The sequence below is a fragment of the Streptococcus mitis genome, from assembly GCF_026782895.1.
Taxonomy (GTDB): domain Bacteria; phylum Bacillota; class Bacilli; order Lactobacillales; family Streptococcaceae; genus Streptococcus; species Streptococcus mitis_CB.
This window is the reverse complement of record NZ_JAKUXJ010000001.1, coordinates 321,246-338,823: the sequence shown is the minus strand read 5'-3', so window position 1 is coordinate 338,823 and position 17,578 is coordinate 321,246. Positions and strand designations below refer to the sequence as shown.

At 40.5% G+C, this 17,578-nt stretch carries 15 protein-coding genes; 2 read left to right on the top strand and 13 right to left on the bottom strand.

Annotation, left to right across the window (positions count from 1 at the left end):
- Positions 1–16: 16 nt before the first annotated feature.
- From pulA to MK480_RS01645, 5 genes are all read right to left on the bottom strand, one after another.
- Positions 17–2,302 carry a type I pullulanase gene (gene pulA, locus MK480_RS01665; RefSeq protein ID WP_261081568.1) on the bottom strand — a complete coding sequence of 762 codons (2,286 nt, stop codon included), beginning with the start codon at positions 2,300–2,302 and terminating at the stop codon, positions 17–19.
- 153 nt (positions 2,303–2,455) lie between these two features.
- Entirely contained in the window at positions 2,456–4,414 is a 1,959-nt protein-coding gene (gene ligA / locus MK480_RS01660) for an NAD-dependent DNA ligase LigA (protein WP_268707104.1), read from the bottom strand.
- A gap of 92 nt (positions 4,415–4,506) precedes the next feature.
- Entirely contained in the window at positions 4,507–5,685 is a 1,179-nt protein-coding gene (locus MK480_RS01655) for an MFS transporter (RefSeq protein WP_261100145.1), read from the bottom strand.
- Positions 5,686–5,761: 76 nt separating this feature from the next.
- The gene (locus tag MK480_RS01650) at positions 5,762–6,625 is read right to left on the bottom strand and encodes an Rgg family transcriptional regulator (RefSeq protein ID WP_004254240.1); all 864 of its coding nucleotides are present in this window, start codon (positions 6,623–6,625) and stop codon (positions 5,762–5,764) included.
- Positions 6,626–6,627: 2 nt separating this feature from the next.
- On the bottom strand, positions 6,628–8,529 hold the full coding sequence (locus tag MK480_RS01645; protein ID WP_268707103.1) for an ABC transporter ATP-binding protein: 1,902 nt from the start codon (positions 8,527–8,529) through the stop codon (positions 6,628–6,630).
- A gap of 153 nt (positions 8,530–8,682) precedes the next feature.
- Between MK480_RS01645 and MK480_RS01640 the strand changes: the two genes are divergently transcribed.
- Positions 8,683–10,401 carry a phospho-sugar mutase gene (locus MK480_RS01640; protein WP_004254235.1) on the top strand — a complete coding sequence of 573 codons (1,719 nt, stop codon included), beginning with the start codon at positions 8,683–8,685 and terminating at the stop codon, positions 10,399–10,401.
- A gap of 111 nt (positions 10,402–10,512) precedes the next feature.
- The gene (locus MK480_RS01635; protein WP_033685148.1) at positions 10,513–10,860 is read left to right on the top strand and encodes a DUF6568 family protein; all 348 of its coding nucleotides are present in this window, start codon (positions 10,513–10,515) and stop codon (positions 10,858–10,860) included.
- A gap of 37 nt (positions 10,861–10,897) precedes the next feature.
- Here the strand turns inward: MK480_RS01635 and MK480_RS01630 are convergent, their stop codons facing one another.
- The 8 genes from MK480_RS01630 to pta all read right to left on the bottom strand — a co-directional run bounded on the left by MK480_RS01630 (position 10,898) and on the right by pta (position 17,561).
- Positions 10,898–11,671 (bottom strand): potassium channel family protein, encoded by a 774-nt coding sequence (locus MK480_RS01630; RefSeq protein ID WP_033685149.1) that lies wholly within the window; start codon positions 11,669–11,671, stop codon positions 10,898–10,900.
- A 45-nt stretch (positions 11,672–11,716) separates the two neighbouring features.
- On the bottom strand, positions 11,717–11,971 hold the full coding sequence (locus MK480_RS01625) for a type II toxin-antitoxin system RelE family toxin (RefSeq protein WP_004239453.1): 255 nt from the start codon (positions 11,969–11,971) through the stop codon (positions 11,717–11,719).
- Position 11,972: 1 nt separating this feature from the next.
- The gene (relB, locus tag MK480_RS01620; RefSeq protein WP_000208079.1) at positions 11,973–12,215 is read right to left on the bottom strand and encodes a type II toxin-antitoxin system RelB family antitoxin; all 243 of its coding nucleotides are present in this window, start codon (positions 12,213–12,215) and stop codon (positions 11,973–11,975) included.
- Between the two features lie 90 nt (positions 12,216–12,305).
- Positions 12,306–13,115, bottom strand: a complete 810-nt coding sequence (locus MK480_RS01615; RefSeq protein ID WP_078238423.1) for an MBL fold metallo-hydrolase — start codon at positions 13,113–13,115, stop codon at positions 12,306–12,308.
- On the bottom strand, positions 13,108–14,466 hold the full coding sequence (gene vicK, locus MK480_RS01610) for a cell wall metabolism sensor histidine kinase VicK (protein WP_078238422.1): 1,359 nt from the start codon (positions 14,464–14,466) through the stop codon (positions 13,108–13,110). Before vicK ends, MK480_RS01615 begins: the two co-directional genes overlap by 8 nt.
- Entirely contained in the window at positions 14,459–15,166 is a 708-nt protein-coding gene (gene yycF, locus MK480_RS01605) for a response regulator YycF (RefSeq protein WP_000722072.1), read from the bottom strand. Before yycF ends, vicK begins: the two co-directional genes overlap by 8 nt.
- Positions 15,167–15,231: 65 nt before the next feature.
- Positions 15,232–16,398 carry an A/G-specific adenine glycosylase gene (gene mutY, locus MK480_RS01600; RefSeq protein WP_049501783.1) on the bottom strand — a complete coding sequence of 389 codons (1,167 nt, stop codon included), beginning with the start codon at positions 16,396–16,398 and terminating at the stop codon, positions 15,232–15,234.
- Positions 16,399–16,586: 188 nt separating this feature from the next.
- On the bottom strand, positions 16,587–17,561 hold the full coding sequence (gene pta, locus MK480_RS01595) for a phosphate acetyltransferase (protein ID WP_000451571.1): 975 nt from the start codon (positions 17,559–17,561) through the stop codon (positions 16,587–16,589).
- Between the last annotated feature and the right edge of the window lie 17 nt (positions 17,562–17,578).

The following is a 17,578-nucleotide window of genomic DNA, read 5'->3' as shown; positions in this document are numbered from 1 at the left end:
TTTTTAGTTTATGCATTTAAGAGAGTACTTTTAGCACTGCGACACTAGTATCATCAATGACATTTTCTTGTTTCGAACGACTATTGGTCACAAGCATTTCTAGATTTCCTGCATTTTCAAAGTATAAGGAAGTTCCCTTGGCATTGAATACTACCAATAGATGTTCTGGCCCCCCGTGAATCTCGTAAACAATCCATCCGCTATTTTCTGCAGCTGTGTGAACAAAGACATGACGGTAAACTTCTTCGTATGTAGGATAAGAAAAGGCGCTAGTCTGTGTTTTCAGTCGAATAATTTGACGGACAAAGTCAATGCTTTCTTGTCTTTCATTGATTAAATCCCAGTTTATTTGGTTAACACTGTCAGGAGCGTTGTAACTATTCATAGCACGTTCTCGGTCTGCCGAAGTGAGTTGTCCATGTTCACCCGTCGGAATTAATTTGGTTCGACCAAATTCTTGGCCAATTTCCATAAAGGACATTCCTTGCATGAGAAGGTTCATTACTGTCGCCGTCTCAACCTTGCGCATAATCTGGTCTGAACTTTGATCAGGATGAAGAGTCGCCAACAAATCATGAAGATTGTAATTGTCATGGGCTTCAACATAGTTGAGAACCTGGTTTGGACTGAGATAAGAACCCAATTCTCGGCTACCAAGAATGGCCTTGGCAATGATTGGTTCAGTGGCTGCACCACTTACAAATCCTGACTTGATTGCACCATAAACTTCTCCTCCTTTGACCGCATCACGCTGATTATCATTGAAGAATCCGATATTTGGCATTTGGTAGGCATTATCCTTCTTGGCCTTATCATAAGTTGCAAGACCTGTTCCCATATCCCAGCCTTCTCCATAAGTGATAATACGGGGATCAACCTCATCTAGCGCCCAACGAATCGCTTGCATGGTTTTGACATCATGAATACCCATCAAGTCAAAACGGAAGCCGTCAATATTGTATTCCTGTACCCAGTATAGAAGAGAATCAATCATGTACTTGCGGAACATTTCGTGTTCACTGGCTGTTTCATTTCCAACACCTGTTCCATTCTGGAAGGTACCGTCTGGATTCATACGATAGTAGTAATCAGGGACAGTTGTTTGGAAAGGTGCATCAACCGTTGAAAAGGTGTGATTATAAACCACGTCCATAATGACACCAATCCCCGCATCGTGATAGGCTTGAACCATGGTCTTCAAATCACGAATGACCTGCCCTGGATCATCTGGATTACTAGAAAAACTTGGTTCTGGTGCATTGTAGTTTTGAGGGTCATAACCCCAGTTATAGGTTACATTTCCATCCTCATCGTATTCCTTATGGCGATCAAAGATAGGCTGGAGTTGAACATAGTTGCAGCCAAGTTCTTTGATATAGTCAAAGGCGGTTGCTTGTCCGAATTGGTTTACAGTTCCAGTCTGGGCAGCACCAAGGAAGGTTCCACGGAGATGCTCTGCAACTCCAGAGGTCGGAGATTTGGTTAAATCTCGGATATGCATTTCACAGATAACTGCTTTACATGGATTTTCCAAACGCCAAGGCGCTTCTGTTCCATGTTTGACCACAAATCCTTCTACTTGTCTGTCTTGATGAGAAAGAATTACGGAACGTTTGCCGTCAGGACTTGTGGCAATCGTGTAAGGATCTCTCGTCACAGTCTGGTGGTGAGGAAAGTCAATCTGATACTGATAAGCCTTGCCAGCAAGATTTTCATCTAAGTCTAGACTCCAAACACCAATGGTATTGTACTTATGACTGTATGAATAGCTATTACCACGCTCTAGATTAAAGGTTTTCCAAATCGGAGCGTCGTTGCTGGTATTTTCGTAGACAACCACCTGTACAGCAGTAGCCGTAGGAGCCCAAAGTTTAAAGCTAGTCTGATAATCTGAAAGACTGTAACCTAGTTCTCCTTGGTAGCCCCAGTGGTGATCAAAACTAGCGCTATGTATTGCTCTATCAAAAGCAAATGGATTTTGATCTTTGTAGTAAGGACTAGCAATGGCTGGGTTTTCAGAATAATAAACAGTCTCGTCGCCCTCTAAAATCCAAACTTCTGTCAGAAGCGGATAGTAGTTATAACGCACGGAATATTCCTTAACTGTCCCATCAATCTCGACAGAAAACTTCAGGTTTTCTAACTTTTCTTGACTTGTAACTGTGAAGGAGAACTTTGCTCCAAAAAAGTTATTTTCATAATACAATTTTTCAACATTGTCCGCCTGTTTTCTACTAAATGAACAGGCTGCATAATCCCCGTTTTTTCGATGAAAATGGATGACTACAGGGTAATTTAACATTTCTTTTCCTAATTTCTAATTTTAATTTAATTTTTTATGTGGTGCTGATAGATTCAGCAATTTAATTTCTGACTCAAGATAGACTCAATTCATGTCAAAACACTTCAGGATAGACAGTTTCAGACTATCTAACATCTAGCCTTCTACTATTCTTTACAAACTTTCGAGCCAAGCTTCATCTCGAACTTCAATACCAAGTTCTTGTGCTTTTTGAAGTTTACTTCCAGCATCTGCACCTGCCACGACGAGGTCGGTCTTTTTAGAAACACTGCCAGTCACTTTAGCACCCAAACTTTCGAGTTTATTTTTAGCTTCTGAGCGCTTGAGCCGTTCCAATTTTCCAGTCAATACAACGGTCAAACCTGACAAGGCCGCATCTGCCACTACCGTCTGTCCTTTATAGTCCAGATTGACCCCAGCTTCTTTCAATTCTTTGAGGAGAATTTCAGAGCCTTCTGTCGCAAAATATGTCTGAAGACTCTTGGCAATCACACTACCCAGACTTTCAATACTAGCCACTTCCTCTGGATCTGCCTGAGCCAGATTTTCAATCGAGTGGAAATGTTGAAGTAACAGCTGACTGGCCTTGCTTCCGACATGACGAATGCCCAAACCAAACAAGAGCTTTTCAGCAGAATTTTCCTTAGATGCTTGGATGGCCTGATACAGTTTAGCAGCAGACTTTTCCTTAACCCCCTCTAAAAGGAGGAAATCTTCTTCTTTCAAACGGTAAATATCCGCCACATCCTTGACTAAATTAGCAGCGAAAAGCTTCTCAACAATAGATGGACCAAGTCCTGTAATATTCATAGTATCTCGAGAAGCAAAGTGAATCAAACCTTCCATAATTTGGGCAGGGCAACGTGGATTGATACAACGGAGAGCCACCTCATCTTCAAAATGAAGCAAGTGACTGTCACAACTTGGGCAATGTGATGGAATATCTAGTTTTTCTTCAGAAAGACGTTTAGACTCTACCACACGCAAAACAGCAGGGATGATGTCCCCAGCCTTATAAACGATAACCGTATCGTCTTTGCGGATATCTTTTTCAGCAATATAATCCACATTGTGCAGGGTCGCACGGCTAACAGTCGTACCAGCAAGCTGAACAGGTGTCAGATTTGCAGTTGGCGTGACAACTCCAGTACGACCTACTGTCCAATCAACTGATAAGAGTTTAGCTTCTTTTTCCTCAGCAGGAAACTTGTAGGCTACTGCCCACTTTGGAGCCTTGACGGTAAAACCGAGTTCTTCTTGGCTTGCTAAATCATTGACCTTGATCACCACCCCATCGATATCATAAGGCAGATTCTCCCGTTCCTCTCCTACTTCTTGGATAAAATTCCAGATTTCATCTATATTTTCAGCCAAGATTCGCTTAGGATTGACCACAAAACCAAGCTGTTCTAGGTGCTTCAAAACCTTTTCTTGACTATCACGAGTTGAAGGGCTGGCTTCTTGATAGAGGAAAGTCGCAAGATTGCGCTTGGCAACTACTGCTGTATCCAACTGTCGCAGAGTGCCTGCTGCCGCATTACGAGGATTGGCAAATTCAGACTCTCCATTTTCTTGGCGAGCTTGGTTAACCTGGTCAAAAGAAGCGCGTGGCATATAACATTCCCCACGAACCGTGATATCAAGTTCTTCTGGCAAGGTCAAAGGAATGTCCTTAACACGCTTAAGATTTTCTGTTATATTCTCCCCAACAGAACCATCACCACGTGTTGCCCCAGCAACCAAAATCCCCTTTTCATAAGTAAGCGAGATAGACAAGCCATCGATTTTCAGCTCACAAATATAGGTCGGATGAGCCACTTCCTTACGAACACGCGCGTCAAAAGCTTCAAGCTCCTCACGTGAAAAAGCATCCTGCAAACTATAAAGAGGATACTGATGACTGTATTTTTCAAAACCATCTAAAACCTTGCCACCAACACGATGGGTAGGACTGTCTGCTAGCACTTGATCTGGATAGGCAGTTTCTAACTCAACCAACTCTCGGTAAAGGCGATCATACTCACTGTCTGAAACCGAGGGATTATCGCTGGTATAGTACTCAGTCGCATAGCGATTGAGCAAGGCGACCAACTCATTCATTCTTTTATTCATAAAACTATTTTACCATAAATTAAGCCCTTCTCACAAACGAGAAGGGCGGAAAAAACACTTAGATTGGAATTATTTTTGAAGTCCAAGCAAACTTATGTCTCTTTTTCAAAATGAGTTCGTACATAGCCTAGAGCTAAGAAGGATAAGGCGACAACTCCAAGTCCTATAATCAAGAAAGAATAAAGATGAACACTTGGAAGCAAGGTCATTAAACCTGTTGCAATTGGCATAAATAGTATAGCTAAGGTATAAATCGAACTAAGGACTCTGCCCAGATATTCACCATCAACCTTGGTTTGTACTTGAGTAAAAAAGTGAATATTGAAAATCGTCATAAATAGTTCACAAATGAAATTCCCTGAAAAAGCAAGATAGGTGGGGAAGTCGAATCCCATTATCATCACTCCAAGTCCAGTCAGAGCTAATAACAACAAAAGCTTTTCCATACTAGCTTTAATCTTACTAGCTAACAAAGCCCCAACAATAGATCCGATAGCACCCATTGTCAAAATAGTGGCATAGGAACCTTGTACTCCATATAGCTGATTTGAAAAGGGAAGGAGATAATTAAAGGCTGCGAAGAAAAAATTGACACTTGAAGCCATGACTAATAAAAAGAAGATTTCCTTTTGCTTCACAATATAGTGAACCCCCTCCTTGATATCAGAAAAAATAACTCTGAATGTGAGTTTCTTTTCACCCAAAGTCTTCTCTTCTTTCTTTGGAAGCAAGGCTACCAAACCAAAAGCGAGAAAAAAACTAAGGGCATCTAATACCAAGGTAATGCGAAGACTTGCGAATTGTAAGACCAGAAAAGAGAGTGCAGGAGAACTCACACTGACAACTTGCAAGACCAACTCCAAACGAGAATTGTAGAGGACCAGCTCATCCTTCTCTACCAATTCTGTGATAACGGCCTTATTTGCAGGTCTAGAAAAGGCAAAAGCAATAGCCTGCACAATATTAGCAACAATCAAAGCCCCAATCATCCAGTTGTCATTCCTTATAAAAGAAATAGCTAGACAAAGAATACCACAAACAAGGTCCGTCGTCATTAAAATCTTACGACGAGAAAAACGGTCTGAAATGACTCCGCCAAAGGGGTTGACGAGAATAGATGTGACGAGCTCAGAAATCTGATACATTCCTAAAACTGTCTGTCCGATAGTTCCCATGGAAGCCAACCAGACACTATTTCCATAATCATAGAGCATATTCCCTATCTTGTTAACAGCTCCGCGACTAATCAACTGTACTGCGTATCGATTCATAAAAACTCCTCTCAAATTTTGAAACTATTGTATCAAAACTTGGAGGAGTTTCTCATTTTTCCCATATTTGGGAAAATTAATCTTTGACAAATTTCTCGTAGTGTTCCTGATAGTAGGCTACTTGCTCTGGAAGACCTAGTAGGTCAAAAATATGCATGGCTTCTTGCATCTGCTTACACCCTTCTTTACACTGTCCTTTTTGGTACAAGGAAAAGCCTTTTAGATAATGGAAAATATTACGCTCATACAGTTTGATCCCTTTACCAATAATCTTCTCTGTATAAGTCTCAAAATAGCTTGCATTGTCAAAAGAAAGATGCTCTAAACAATGCTGGTAACAATTGAGGGCCAAAATCAACACTAATCTCTTATGGCGACCAATCTCTAGGTAAAATTCCTCCCTCTCCATCACTTCTCTACCAATCCGAGTGACATAGTCCACATCGTAAAAACTATAGAGGTTCCCGAAAAGAATCAACTCATACATGGTCCATTCTTCTGTTTTGAAGAGATAATCTGCTACCTTATCCAAATCATCCTGCTTCATATCATAAGTCGCATCTCTTTGACAAATCAGACCTTGCAGCAAAATCCAGTTCAGATCAAAATAAAGGGGATTTGTCGAACTCTTAGCCTTTTCAAGTTGTTCCTTTTGCAGCTTTTGAAAACCTGCAATATCATTTGAGTAGTAAAGCGGGATAATTTGTGCCATCATAGAAACATGTTCATGATTATGGAAATCCCTAGCCTTGTCCATGAAATTTTCGATTGTTACATGAATGTTATCCAAAATCTCAAAGAAACGTGAGACTGCTAGGTCAGACTCCCCAAGCTCAAAGCGAGATAACTGAGAAGTTGAACAAGACTCGCCTGCCGCCTCCTTTAAAGAATAATTTCCACTTGTCCGAAATTCACGAAATACTTTTCCAAGATGTTCCATCTTTACACCTGCTCTGATAATTCTTCCCATTCAAGCATAGCTTCTTCCTGACGGTGGCTGATTTTGTCCAGCTCAGCCTGTAATTCCATCAGTTTGTCGGCATCGTTTGTTTCCAACATTTGTTCAGAAATATCTTGGCTTTGACTTTCTAACTCTTCAATTTCAGCTTCTAGACTTTCGATTTGTCGCATGAGTTTGCGAACTTCTTTTTGACTTTCTTTCTGAGCTTGATAGTCATTAACTGAACTTGATTCTTTTGCTTGATTGCTAGTTGAAGCTTCCTCAGCCTGAATCATTTCTACTTCTGATTTCTTCTCAACATAGTAGTCGTAATCTCCCAGGTAAAGAGTCGAGCCATTCTCTGACAATTCCAGTACATGAGTTGCCACACGATTGATAAAGTAACGGTCGTGGCTAACGAATAGAAGAGTTCCATCAAAGTCAATCAAGGCATTTTCTAGCACTTCCTTGCTATCAATATCCAAGTGGTTGGTTGGCTCATCCAGAATCAAGAAGTTATTGTTTTCCATAGACAATTTAGCCAAAAGCAAACGAGCTTTCTCGCCACCTGACAGCATGCCGACTGATTTTTTAACATCATCACCAGAGAAAAGGAAGGCACCTAGACGGTTACGGATTTCAACTTCTGGTGTCAGTTTAAAATCATTCCAGAGCTCATCTAATACAGTATTACTTGGTGTCAGCTTACTTTGGGTTTGGTCATAGTAACCCACCTCAACATTGGCACCAAAGCGCTTTTCACCTTTGATAAAAGGAATCTGGTCCACAATAGACTTGATAAAGGTTGACTTACCGATTCCATTTGGACCAACGATGGCAACAGCATTCATTTTACGGAGGTCTAGGTTGATAGGCTCTGACAATATTTCCCCATCATAGCCAATAGCCACATTTTCAACAGTCAATACAACATTACCCGACGTTTTTTCAGACTGGAAGGTCATATTGGCTGATTTCTTGCCAGCTTCAGGCTTGTCTAAACGCTCCATTTTTTCCAGTTGTTTACGACGAGATTGGGCACGTTTGGTCGTCGAAGCACGGACTAAATTGCGATTGACAAAGTCTTCTAGAGCCGCGATTTCCTTCTGTTGCTTTTCATAGTTTTTTGCCTCAGTAGCTAGTTTTTGTTCTTTCAACTCGACAAAACGAGAGTAATTACCCACATAGCGATCCAAAGAATGCTTGGTCAAATCCAACGTAATTGTCGCAACCTTATCCAAGAAATAACGGTCATGGCTGACAATAATAAGGGCACCGCTATAATTTACCAAGTAATTCTCTAGCCAGGCGATGGTTTCAATATCCAAGTGGTTGGTTGGCTCGTCCAATACCAAGAGATTTGGCTTTTCAAGGAGCATTTTAGCCAGTGCCAGACGAGTATTTTGACCACCAGAAAGCTCAGCAATTTTCATCTGCCACATAGATTCGTCAAACTTGAATCCATTTAAAATCGCTCGTATATCAGCTTCATAGGTAAAGCCACCTGCCTGACGAAAATTTTCAGATAAGCGGTCGTAATCTGACATCAGCTTATTCAAGTCCTCACCAGACTTTTCACCCATCTCCAACTCCATCTGACGCAATTGTTTCTCAGTCTGACGCAAGTCATCAAAGACATGAAGCATCTCATCGTAGATGGTATTTTCAGACTCAAAACGGCTATCTTGGGCTAGGTAAGACAGAGAAATATCTTTTTTCTTATTGATTTCTCCACTAGTTGGCTCCTCTTCTCCAACCAAAATCTTCAAAAGAGTAGACTTACCTGCACCATTTTTCCCAACAAGGGCTATCCTATCACGTTCATCAACCTGCAGATTAATATTATCAAAAAGAACCTCTCCTGCAAAAGAACGTTCAATTTTATTAGCTTGTAAAATAATCATACAAACAGTATAGCATGTTTCCCTAAGGCATTCAAGACTTGATAAACCGGCATATGACACCACTTTTCTGAAAATTATGCTACCGTTTTACTAAAACGCTAAAAAGTGCTATAATGTGAACGGTTAAAACAATTTACAAAAAGGAGAATTTCAATGTCTTACCAAGAAAATTACCAGAAATGGGTTGATTTTGCGGAGCTTCCTGACTATCTTCGTCAAGATTTGGAAAATATGGACGAAAAAACTAAGGAAGATGCCTTCTATACAAATCTTGAATTTGGTACTGCAGGTATGCGTGGCTTGATTGGTGCTGGTACAAACCGCATCAACATCTACGTTGTTCGCCAAGCTACTGAAGGTTTGGCTCGTTTGATTGAGTCAAAAGGTGGAAATGAAAAAGAACGTGGTGTAGCAATCGCCTACGATAGCCGTCACTTCTCACCAGAGTTTGCCTTTGAATCTGCGGCAGTTCTTGCTAAACACGGTATCAAATCTTATGTATTTGAAAGCCTTCGTCCAACTCCAGAACTCTCATTTGCAGTTCGTCACCTCAACTGTTTCGCAGGTATCATGGTCACAGCCAGCCACAACCCTGCACCATTTAACGGATACAAGGTTTACGGTGAAGACGGTGGACAAATGCCTCCACACGACGCAGACGCTTTGACTACTTATATCCGTGCAATCGAAAATCCATTTGCAGTTGAAGTTGCTGATGTGGAAGCTGAAAAAGCTTCTGGCTTGATTGAAGTTATCGGCGAAGCTGTCGATGTAGAATACCTCAAAGAAGTCAAAGATGTGAACATCAACCCAGCCTTGATTGAAGAATTCGGTAAGGACATGAAGATTGTCTACACACCACTTCATGGTACTGGGGAAATGTTGGCTCGTCGTGCTCTTGCCCAAGCAGGATTTGACTCTGTTCAAGTCGTAGAAGCTCAAGCAACTGCTGACCCAGACTTCTCAACTGTAAAATCTCCAAACCCAGAAAGCCAAGCAGCCTTTGCCCTTGCTGAAGAACTTGGTCGTCAAGTTGGTGCAGATGTTCTTGTCGCAACTGACCCTGATGCTGACCGTGTTGGTGTTGAAGTTCTTCAAAAAGATGGTAGCTACCTCAACCTTTCAGGTAACCAAATCGGTGCTATCATGGCTAAATACATCTTGGAAGCCCACAAAAATGCTGGAACTCTGCCTGAAAATGCAGCACTCTGTAAATCTATCGTATCAACTGACTTGGTAACGAAGATTGCTGAAAGCTACGGCGCAACTATGTTCAACGTCTTGACTGGTTTCAAATTCATCGCTGAAAAAATCCAAGAATTCGAAGAAAAACACAATCACACTTACATGATGGGATTTGAAGAAAGCTTCGGTTACTTGATTAAACCATTTGTACGTGATAAAGATGCAATCCAAGCCGTCCTTGTCGTTGCTGAACTTGCTGCCTACTACCGTTCACGTGGTTTGACACTTGCAGACGGTATCGAAGAAATCTACAAAGAGTACGGCTACTACGCTGAAAAGACTATCTCTGTTACCCTTTCTGGCGTCGATGGTGCTGAACAAATCAAAGCGATTATGGCTAAATTCCGTAACAATGCTCCAAAAGAATGGAACACAACAGCTATCACTGTCGTAGAAGACTTCAAGGCACAAACTGCTACTGCTGCTGACGGTACCGTTACAAACTTAACAACTCCTCCAAGTGATGTGTTGAAATACACACTTGCTGACGGTTCATGGATTGCCGTTCGCCCTTCAGGTACAGAACCAAAAATCAAGTTCTACATTGCAGTTGTAGGTGAAACAAACGAAGAATCACAAGCTAAGATTGCTAACATTGAAGCAGAAATTAATGCTTTTGTAAAATAAGGTCCTATAAAAGATGAGACTAACTAATCTCATCTTTTTTTCGTATCAAATCTAAGCAATTTTAGAAACTTTATGGCATACTAGACTTATCAATGAAAGCGAGGTAATCTCATGGAACAATTTTTAGATAATATCAAAGACCTTGAAGTCACTACAGTTGCGCGTGCGCAAGAAGCTCTTGATAAAAAAGAAACTGCAACCTTCTTTATCGGTCGCAAAACTTGCCCTTACTGCCGTAAATTTGCAGGTACATTGGCAGGTGTCGTAGCTGAAACTAAAGCTCACATCTACTTCATCAACAGTGAAGAAGCAAGCCAACTCAATGAGTTACAAGCATTCCGCTCACGCTACGGAATCCCAACTGTACCAGGCTTCGTTCACATTGCAGATGGACAAATCAATGTCCGTTGCGACTCTTCAATGTCAGCACAAGAAATCAAAGAATTTGCAGGATTGTAAAAAAGCCACTCATCGAGTGGTTTTTAAATGGTCAAAATTACCTTTTTTCAATCAAATCTTGTATCATTCGCTGTAGTTCTTCGATTTTCTCAGATTGTTTCTCTATTAATATTCTTTGGCTCGATAATTCGTCTTGTAGTTTATCAAGTTTTATCTGTTCACCTGGATTATCTTTTACAAAAAAGTTCGTCAAGGCACTTGTTAACATTCCTATTGTACTAATCCCTACCAACATTAATAAAACAGCTAGCCATTTCCCAAAAAGGGAAACTGGAACAATATCACCATAACCAACAGTGGTTACTGTCACAAGAGCCCACCAAAGACTATCTGAGAAAGATTTTTCTTCAACTACAGATAAAATTGAACTTCCTACTAGAACAATAAAGATATTAACATACAAGATATAAATCAGGCCATTTGTCCGTAAGAATCTACTAATTTTTCTTTCTAATTTACCTGTAAGTCCAATTATTCTAAGTAAACGAGTCAGTTTCAGTAATTTTGTCAGCCTTGCTAAGCGGAAAATACGCCCTAATCGAAATACTGTAAAAATAGCATTTAAAGGAAGGATAGCTAACAAGTCAAAGATATTTTCAAGTATAAACCTCCATTTTGCTTCACTTGAAAAGAACCGCCAAACATAATCTACCACAAACACAAACCAAAGTAGTAAGTCAATAATACTGTATGGAGGACTGTCTAAATCAATCATCTCAGCAAATCCAAGTAATACCAGAATAACAGAGATTAAAGCAAGTAAAATAATTGTTGTATCATAATAATCTGCAAAAAACCATTTTTTCTTCAAATTTTACTCTCCTCACTTTCTATACTGTTATTACTCAACTTTAATTCAATAAATATCTCTCCGATGACCAACTTCTAAAGTAGCAATGACTAATTCATCATCTACAATTTGTACGATAACTCGATAATTACCAATTCTATAGCGCCATTGACCAACGCGATTACCAACCAAAGCCTTTCCGTGTCGTCTTGGGTCTTCCAAAACATTGGTTTGTAAATAGTTTGTAATTATCTTCTGCGTATAACGATCCAATTTTTTCAATTGCTTGATGAAACGTCTTGTTGGAACTAATTTATACAAATTATTCATCCTCCAAGCCTAAATCATGCATCATTTCTTCCCAAGTAATGGGTTCAACTCCTTTTTCCAAGTCTTCTAAATACTCTTGATAGGCTAAATCTGCCACACGAGCATCGTATTCATCTTCTAGAGCTTCAAGAGTTTTGGTGCGGATAAGTTCCGACAGGGAAACTCCTTCAAACTTAGCCATTGCTTTCATAAATGTTTTGTCAGCTTCAGAAACTTTTAATGTAATAGTAGTCATCTTTTGCACTCCCTTTTTTAATAGTAACACCATTGTATTACTTTTTAGGTGTTCAGTCAATATAAAAAGAACACCTTCTTAGCGTTCTTTCTATATATCCGTTAATGGTGTTGCGGTATCTGGTGAGGTATCATAAACCTTAAAGTCTACTCCGACTCCCAGATCAGCTTGCGCCAGCTGATTGACCATGGTCATATGAGCCAGTTCCTTGATATTGTTCTCCTTAGATAAATGCCCAAGGTAGATTTTCTTAGTACGATTTCCTAGCGTCCGAATCATTGCTTCAGCACCATCCTCGTTAGAAAGGTGACCCATATCCGATAGGATTCGTTGTTTGAGTCGCCAAGCATAGGAACCTGCTCGCAAAATCTCTACATCATGATTGGACTCGATAAGATAGCCATCTGCATTTTCGACAATTCCTGCCATTCGATCACTAACATAACCTGTATCTGTCAAAAGGACAAAACTCTTATCATCCTTCATAAAGCGATAGAACTGCGGTGCGACTGCATCATGGCTAACACCAAAACTCTCAATGTCGATATCTCCAAATGTTTTGGTTTTGCCCATTTCAAAGATATGCTTTTGCGAAGAATCCACCTTGCCGAGATACTTGCTATTTTCCATAGCCTGCCAGGTCTTTTCATTGGCATACAAATCCATACCATACTTGCGAGCCAACACACCGACTCCATGGATATGGTCAGAATGCTCATGGGTAATCAAGATGGCATCCAAGTCTTCTGGCTTGCGATTTATTTCAGCAAGTAGGCTGGTGATTTTCTTACCAGATAAGCCTGCATCCACTAAAAGTTTCTTTTTTGGCGTTTCCAGATAAAAGGAATTTCCACTGGAACCCGACGCTAAAATACTGTATTTAAAGCCTGTTTCACTCATTCTGGTCTTCTATTTCGTCCTCCCATACTTCTTCCTTCACTGCATCTTTATCATAAGGGAGCACAATGGTAAAGGTTGATCCCTTACCATATATACTCTTGGCCCAAATAAAACCATTATGCTGTTTGATAATTTCTTTAGCAATAGCTAGACCTAGCCCAGTTCCACCTTGGGCACGACTTCTAGCACGATCCACACGGTAGAAACGGTCAAAGATACGTGGCAAATCCTGCTTAGGAATACCCAATCCTTGGTCTGAGATAGACAAAATCATCTGATCATCAGTTGTCTTCATGGTCACTGTGATTTTTCCACCATCTGGAGAATATTTAATGGCATTGTTGAGAATATTATCAATCACCTGCGTCATCTTGTCTGTATCAATTTCAATCCAGACAGAGGTAATCGGATAATCTCTAACCAATTCATATTTCTTCTCTTCATCTGATCCCCTCATCTTATCAAAGCGGTTAAGGATAAAGGTAATAAAGGCAGTAAAGTTAATCAGTTCCACATCTATGTGACTGGTCGCATTATCAATCCGTGAAAGATGGAGAAGATCTGTTACCATCCGCATCATACGGTTGGTTTCGTCTAGAGACACCTTGATAAAGTCTGGAGCGACAGGTTCTGACAAGGCCCCCTCATCCAAGGCTTCAAGATAGGATTTTACACTAGTCAGAGGCGTCCGTAACTCATGACTAACGTTGGAAACAAAGAGTCTCCGTTCGCGCTCCTCCTTCTCCTGCTCCGTCGTATCGTGTAAAACAGCAACCAAACCAGAAATAAAGCCAGACTCACGACGAACCAAGGCAAAACGTACACGAAGGCTCAGATATTCACCATTGTCATCCTGAGAATCAATCATAAGCTCAGGAACTTGGGTAATCAAATCACGAAGTTCATACTCATCTTCAATCTGAAGCAATTCTAGAATACTTTTATTGAGAACCTCTTCCTTCTGAACACCTAGCTGTTTCTTAGCCATGTCATTAATCATAGTAATCTTACCACGACGATTGGTCGCGAGGACTCCATCCGTCATGTAAGAGAGGATACTGTGTAATCGTTTACTCTCTTGTTCAAGATTTTCTTGGGTCAAACGGATTACTTCTGATAAATCATTGAGATTATTGGTAATATTGGTAATTTCAGAGCTTCCCTGCATATCCAATACCTGAGAATAATCTCCTGCAATCAAGTCTTTAACTTTTTGATTAATTTGCTTCAACCGAATATTATCTCGCCGATTTTCTAGCAAAAGCAAGGTAACAATCAAGATAAAACCCAATAAAATTAAAATGAAGATAAAATCACTAGTAAGAATATTTTTTCTAATCAATTCAATCATTATTTCTCATATAATAACCAACACCACGACGTGTTAGGATATACTCTGGACGACTAGGTGTATCTTCAATCTTCTCACGCAAACGTCTGATAGTTACGTCAACAGTCCGAACATCTCCGAAATAATCATACCCCCAGACCGTTTCAAGCAAGTGTTCACGGGTAATCACTTGACCAATATGAGAAGCCAAGTGGTACAAAAGTTCAAATTCACGGTGGGTCAAGTCTAGTTCTTCACCATATTTTTTAGCCACATAGGCATCTGGTACAATCTCCAAGTCCCCAATTTGCAAAGGTTGGGTTTTCTTTTCATCTGACTCTTGATTATCTACAGAAACCAAGTCCGTACGACGAAGAAGAGCTTTAACACGCGCCTGCAACTCACGATTTGAGAAGGGTTTTGTCACATAGTCATCCGCCCCAAGCTCTAAACCGATAACCTTATCAAACTCACTGTCTTTAGCTGACAGCATGATAATAGGTACACTACTAGTCTTACGAATAGTCTTTGCAACTTCTAAACCATCAATTTCGGGAAGCATCAAATCCAGAATAATAATATCTGGTTGCTCTGCTTCAAATTGTTCTAGCGCTTCACGACCGTTAAAAGCAGTTACAACCTCGTAACCTTCCTTAGTCATATTAAACTTGATAATATCCGAGATTGGTTTTTCATCATCTACAATTAATATTTTTTTCATTTGTTCACCTTTTTCTCTACTATTATATCAAAAAAATAACAAGAAAACACAATAGCTAGTCTTTGCTACTGTCTAACTTGGCCTTTTGCATAGGCCTGCCAGATTTTTTGTTGGGGTTTAGCAAGTGGGTAATTCTTAAACTCTTTTGGTGAAAGCCAGCGAACTTCCCTATCTGAAAACTCATGGAAGTCAGTCACCTGACCTGCTACAATTTGAACATGCCACTTGCGATGACTAAAGACATGCTTGACAGTCTCAAAACAAATATCAAACCAATCAACATCTAGGTCATAGTCCTGCTGGAAACTCTCTTCTGGACTGGGACCAAAGTTCACATTTTCTTCTGCAACCTGATGAAAGAGGTCAAACTGCTCTTCTTGCGAAAAGTTATCAACTTCTATCAATGGGAAATGCCAAAAACCTGCCAATAGCTTTTCACTTTCATTTTTTTCAAGTAAAAATTGTCCCTGAGTATTTTTCACAACTAAGGCTTTGAGATAAATGGGAACTGGCTTTTTCTTGGGAGCCTTGATTGGATAACGGTCCATTGTGCCATTCTGATATGCCGCACTAAAGTCCCTAACTGGGCTTTCTTCTGGTCTGGGATTTACAGGCGCCTCAATATCTGATCCCAAGTCCATCAAGGCTTGATTAAAGTCACCAGGCCTTTCTGGGTCAATTAAGATTTCCATCATTGCCTGAAAAATTTTTCGATTGCTTGGAATGCCAATATCGTGGTTGACTTCAAATAGACGCGCCAAAACACGCATGACATTACCATCTACAGCTGGCTCAGGCAAATTAAAAGCAATACTGGAAATGGCTCCTGCTGTGTAAGGACCAATCCCTTTCAAGCTGGAAATTCCTTCATAGGTGTTTGGAAATTGACCACCAAAGTCAGCCATAATCTGCTGGGCTGCAGCCTGCATATTACGAACTCGAGAATAATAGCCCAAACCTTCCCAAGCCTTCAACAAACCTTCTTCAGGCGCATTCGCCAAACTTTCCACTGTTGGAAACCAGTCCAAGAATCGTTCGTAGTAAGGGATAACTGTATCCACTCTGGTCTGCTGAAGCATAATTTCAGAGACCCAGATATGATAAGGATTTTTACTTCTCCTCCAAGGTAAATCTCTTTTGTTTTCATCATACCAAGCGAGAAGTTTCTCACGGAAAGAAATGATCTTCTCCTCCGGCCACATGACGATACCGTATTCTTTCAAATCTAACATATCTCTAGTATAACACAGAAGATTCTAACTGTCCTTTTCCTAGTATTAATACTCTTCGAAAATCAAATTCAAACCACGTCAACGTCGCCTTGCCGTACTCAAGTACAGCCTGCGGTTAGTTTCCTAGTTTGCTCTTTGATTTTCATTGAGTATAAAAAGCCTCTTCCCAAGGGAAAGAGGACTAAATCTTATTGATGAACTGCTTGAGCTGCTGTGATGAGGGTCAACTTGTAAACATCATCTGCATTACATCCACGAGAAAGGTCGTTAACTGGCTTGTTCAAACCTTGCAAAACAGGTCCAACAGCCGCAAAACCGCCAAGACGTTCTGCCATCTTGTAGCCGATATTTCCTGCCTCGATACCTGGGAAGATGAAAACATTTGCTTGACCAGCTACTGTACTTCCCGGAGCTTTCAGAGCAGCAGTTTCTGGAACAAAGGCCGCATCAAATTGCAACTCACCATCGATTTCAAGGTCAGGGCGCAAGTCGTGGGCAATTTTAGTTGCTTCAACAACCTTATCAACGCTTTCTCCAAATCCTGAACCTTTAGTAGAATAGCTTAGCATAGCAATTTTAGGTTCGATGCCAAACATCTTAGCTGTAATTGCTGAGTTGATGGCAATTTCAGCCAAAGCTTCTGCATCAGGATTGATATTGATAGCACAGTCTCCAAATAGGTAACGTTCCGTACCACGAACCATGAGGAAGGCACCTGAAGTACGAGTTACATTTGGACGAGTTTTGATGATTTGAAGGGCTGGGCGAACTGTTGAAGCTGTTGAGTGAATCGCTCCTGACACCATTCCATCAACCAAGCCCAAGTAAACCAACATAACACCAAAATAGTTGACATCTTCAACCAAAACCTTGCGTGCATCTTCTTCAGACATTTTGCCCTTGCGACGTTCTACCAAGGCAGCAACCATTTCTTCAAATTTATCGTAGTGTTGAGGGTCGATGACTTCATAACCGTCCTCAATACCTTCGATTTCAAGATAGATTTTAATTTTTTCAGGATTTCCAAGCAAAACAGGAATCACTTCTGTTTCTTTTACCAGGCGTTTAGTCGCTTGAAGAATACGAGGCTCTTCCCCTTCAGGGAGAACGATACGAGCATTTTTACCAACCAAGTTGGCTTTGAGACTTTCAAAAACTTCCATGAGTTTTCTCCTTTAAG

Bases quoted from the DNA above. Each gene is read 5' to 3' on its own strand.
- pulA (WP_261081568.1), bottom strand. From the start codon at position 2,302: ATGTTAAATTACCCTGTAGTCATCCATTTTCATCGAAAAAACGGGGAT.
- ligA (WP_268707104.1), bottom strand. From the start codon at position 4,414: ATGAATAAAAGAATGAATGAGTTGGTCGCCTTGCTCAATCGCTATGCG.
- MK480_RS01655 (WP_261100145.1), bottom strand. From the start codon at position 5,685: ATGAATCGATACGCAGTACAGTTGATTAGTCGCGGAGCTGTTAACAAG.
- MK480_RS01650 (WP_004254240.1), bottom strand. From the start codon at position 6,625: ATGGAACATCTTGGAAAAGTATTTCGTGAATTTCGGACAAGTGGAAAT.
- MK480_RS01645 (WP_268707103.1), bottom strand. From the start codon at position 8,529: ATGATTATTTTACAAGCTAATAAAATTGAACGTTCTTTTGCAGGAGAG.
- MK480_RS01640 (WP_004254235.1), top strand. From the start codon at position 8,683: ATGTCTTACCAAGAAAATTACCAGAAATGGGTTGATTTTGCGGAGCTT.
- MK480_RS01635 (WP_033685148.1), top strand. From the start codon at position 10,513: ATGGAACAATTTTTAGATAATATCAAAGACCTTGAAGTCACTACAGTT.
- relB (WP_000208079.1), bottom strand. From the start codon at position 12,215: ATGACTACTATTACATTAAAAGTTTCTGAAGCTGACAAAACATTTATG.
- MK480_RS01615 (WP_078238423.1), bottom strand. From the start codon at position 13,115: ATGAGTGAAACAGGCTTTAAATACAGTATTTTAGCGTCGGGTTCCAGT.
- vicK (WP_078238422.1), bottom strand. From the start codon at position 14,466: ATGATTGAATTGATTAGAAAAAATATTCTTACTAGTGATTTTATCTTC.
- yycF (WP_000722072.1), bottom strand. From the start codon at position 15,166: ATGAAAAAAATATTAATTGTAGATGATGAAAAACCAATCTCGGATATT.
- mutY (WP_049501783.1), bottom strand. From the start codon at position 16,398: ATGTTAGATTTGAAAGAATACGGTATCGTCATGTGGCCGGAGGAGAAG.
- pta (WP_000451571.1), bottom strand. From the start codon at position 17,561: ATGGAAGTTTTTGAAAGTCTCAAAGCCAACTTGGTTGGTAAAAATGCT.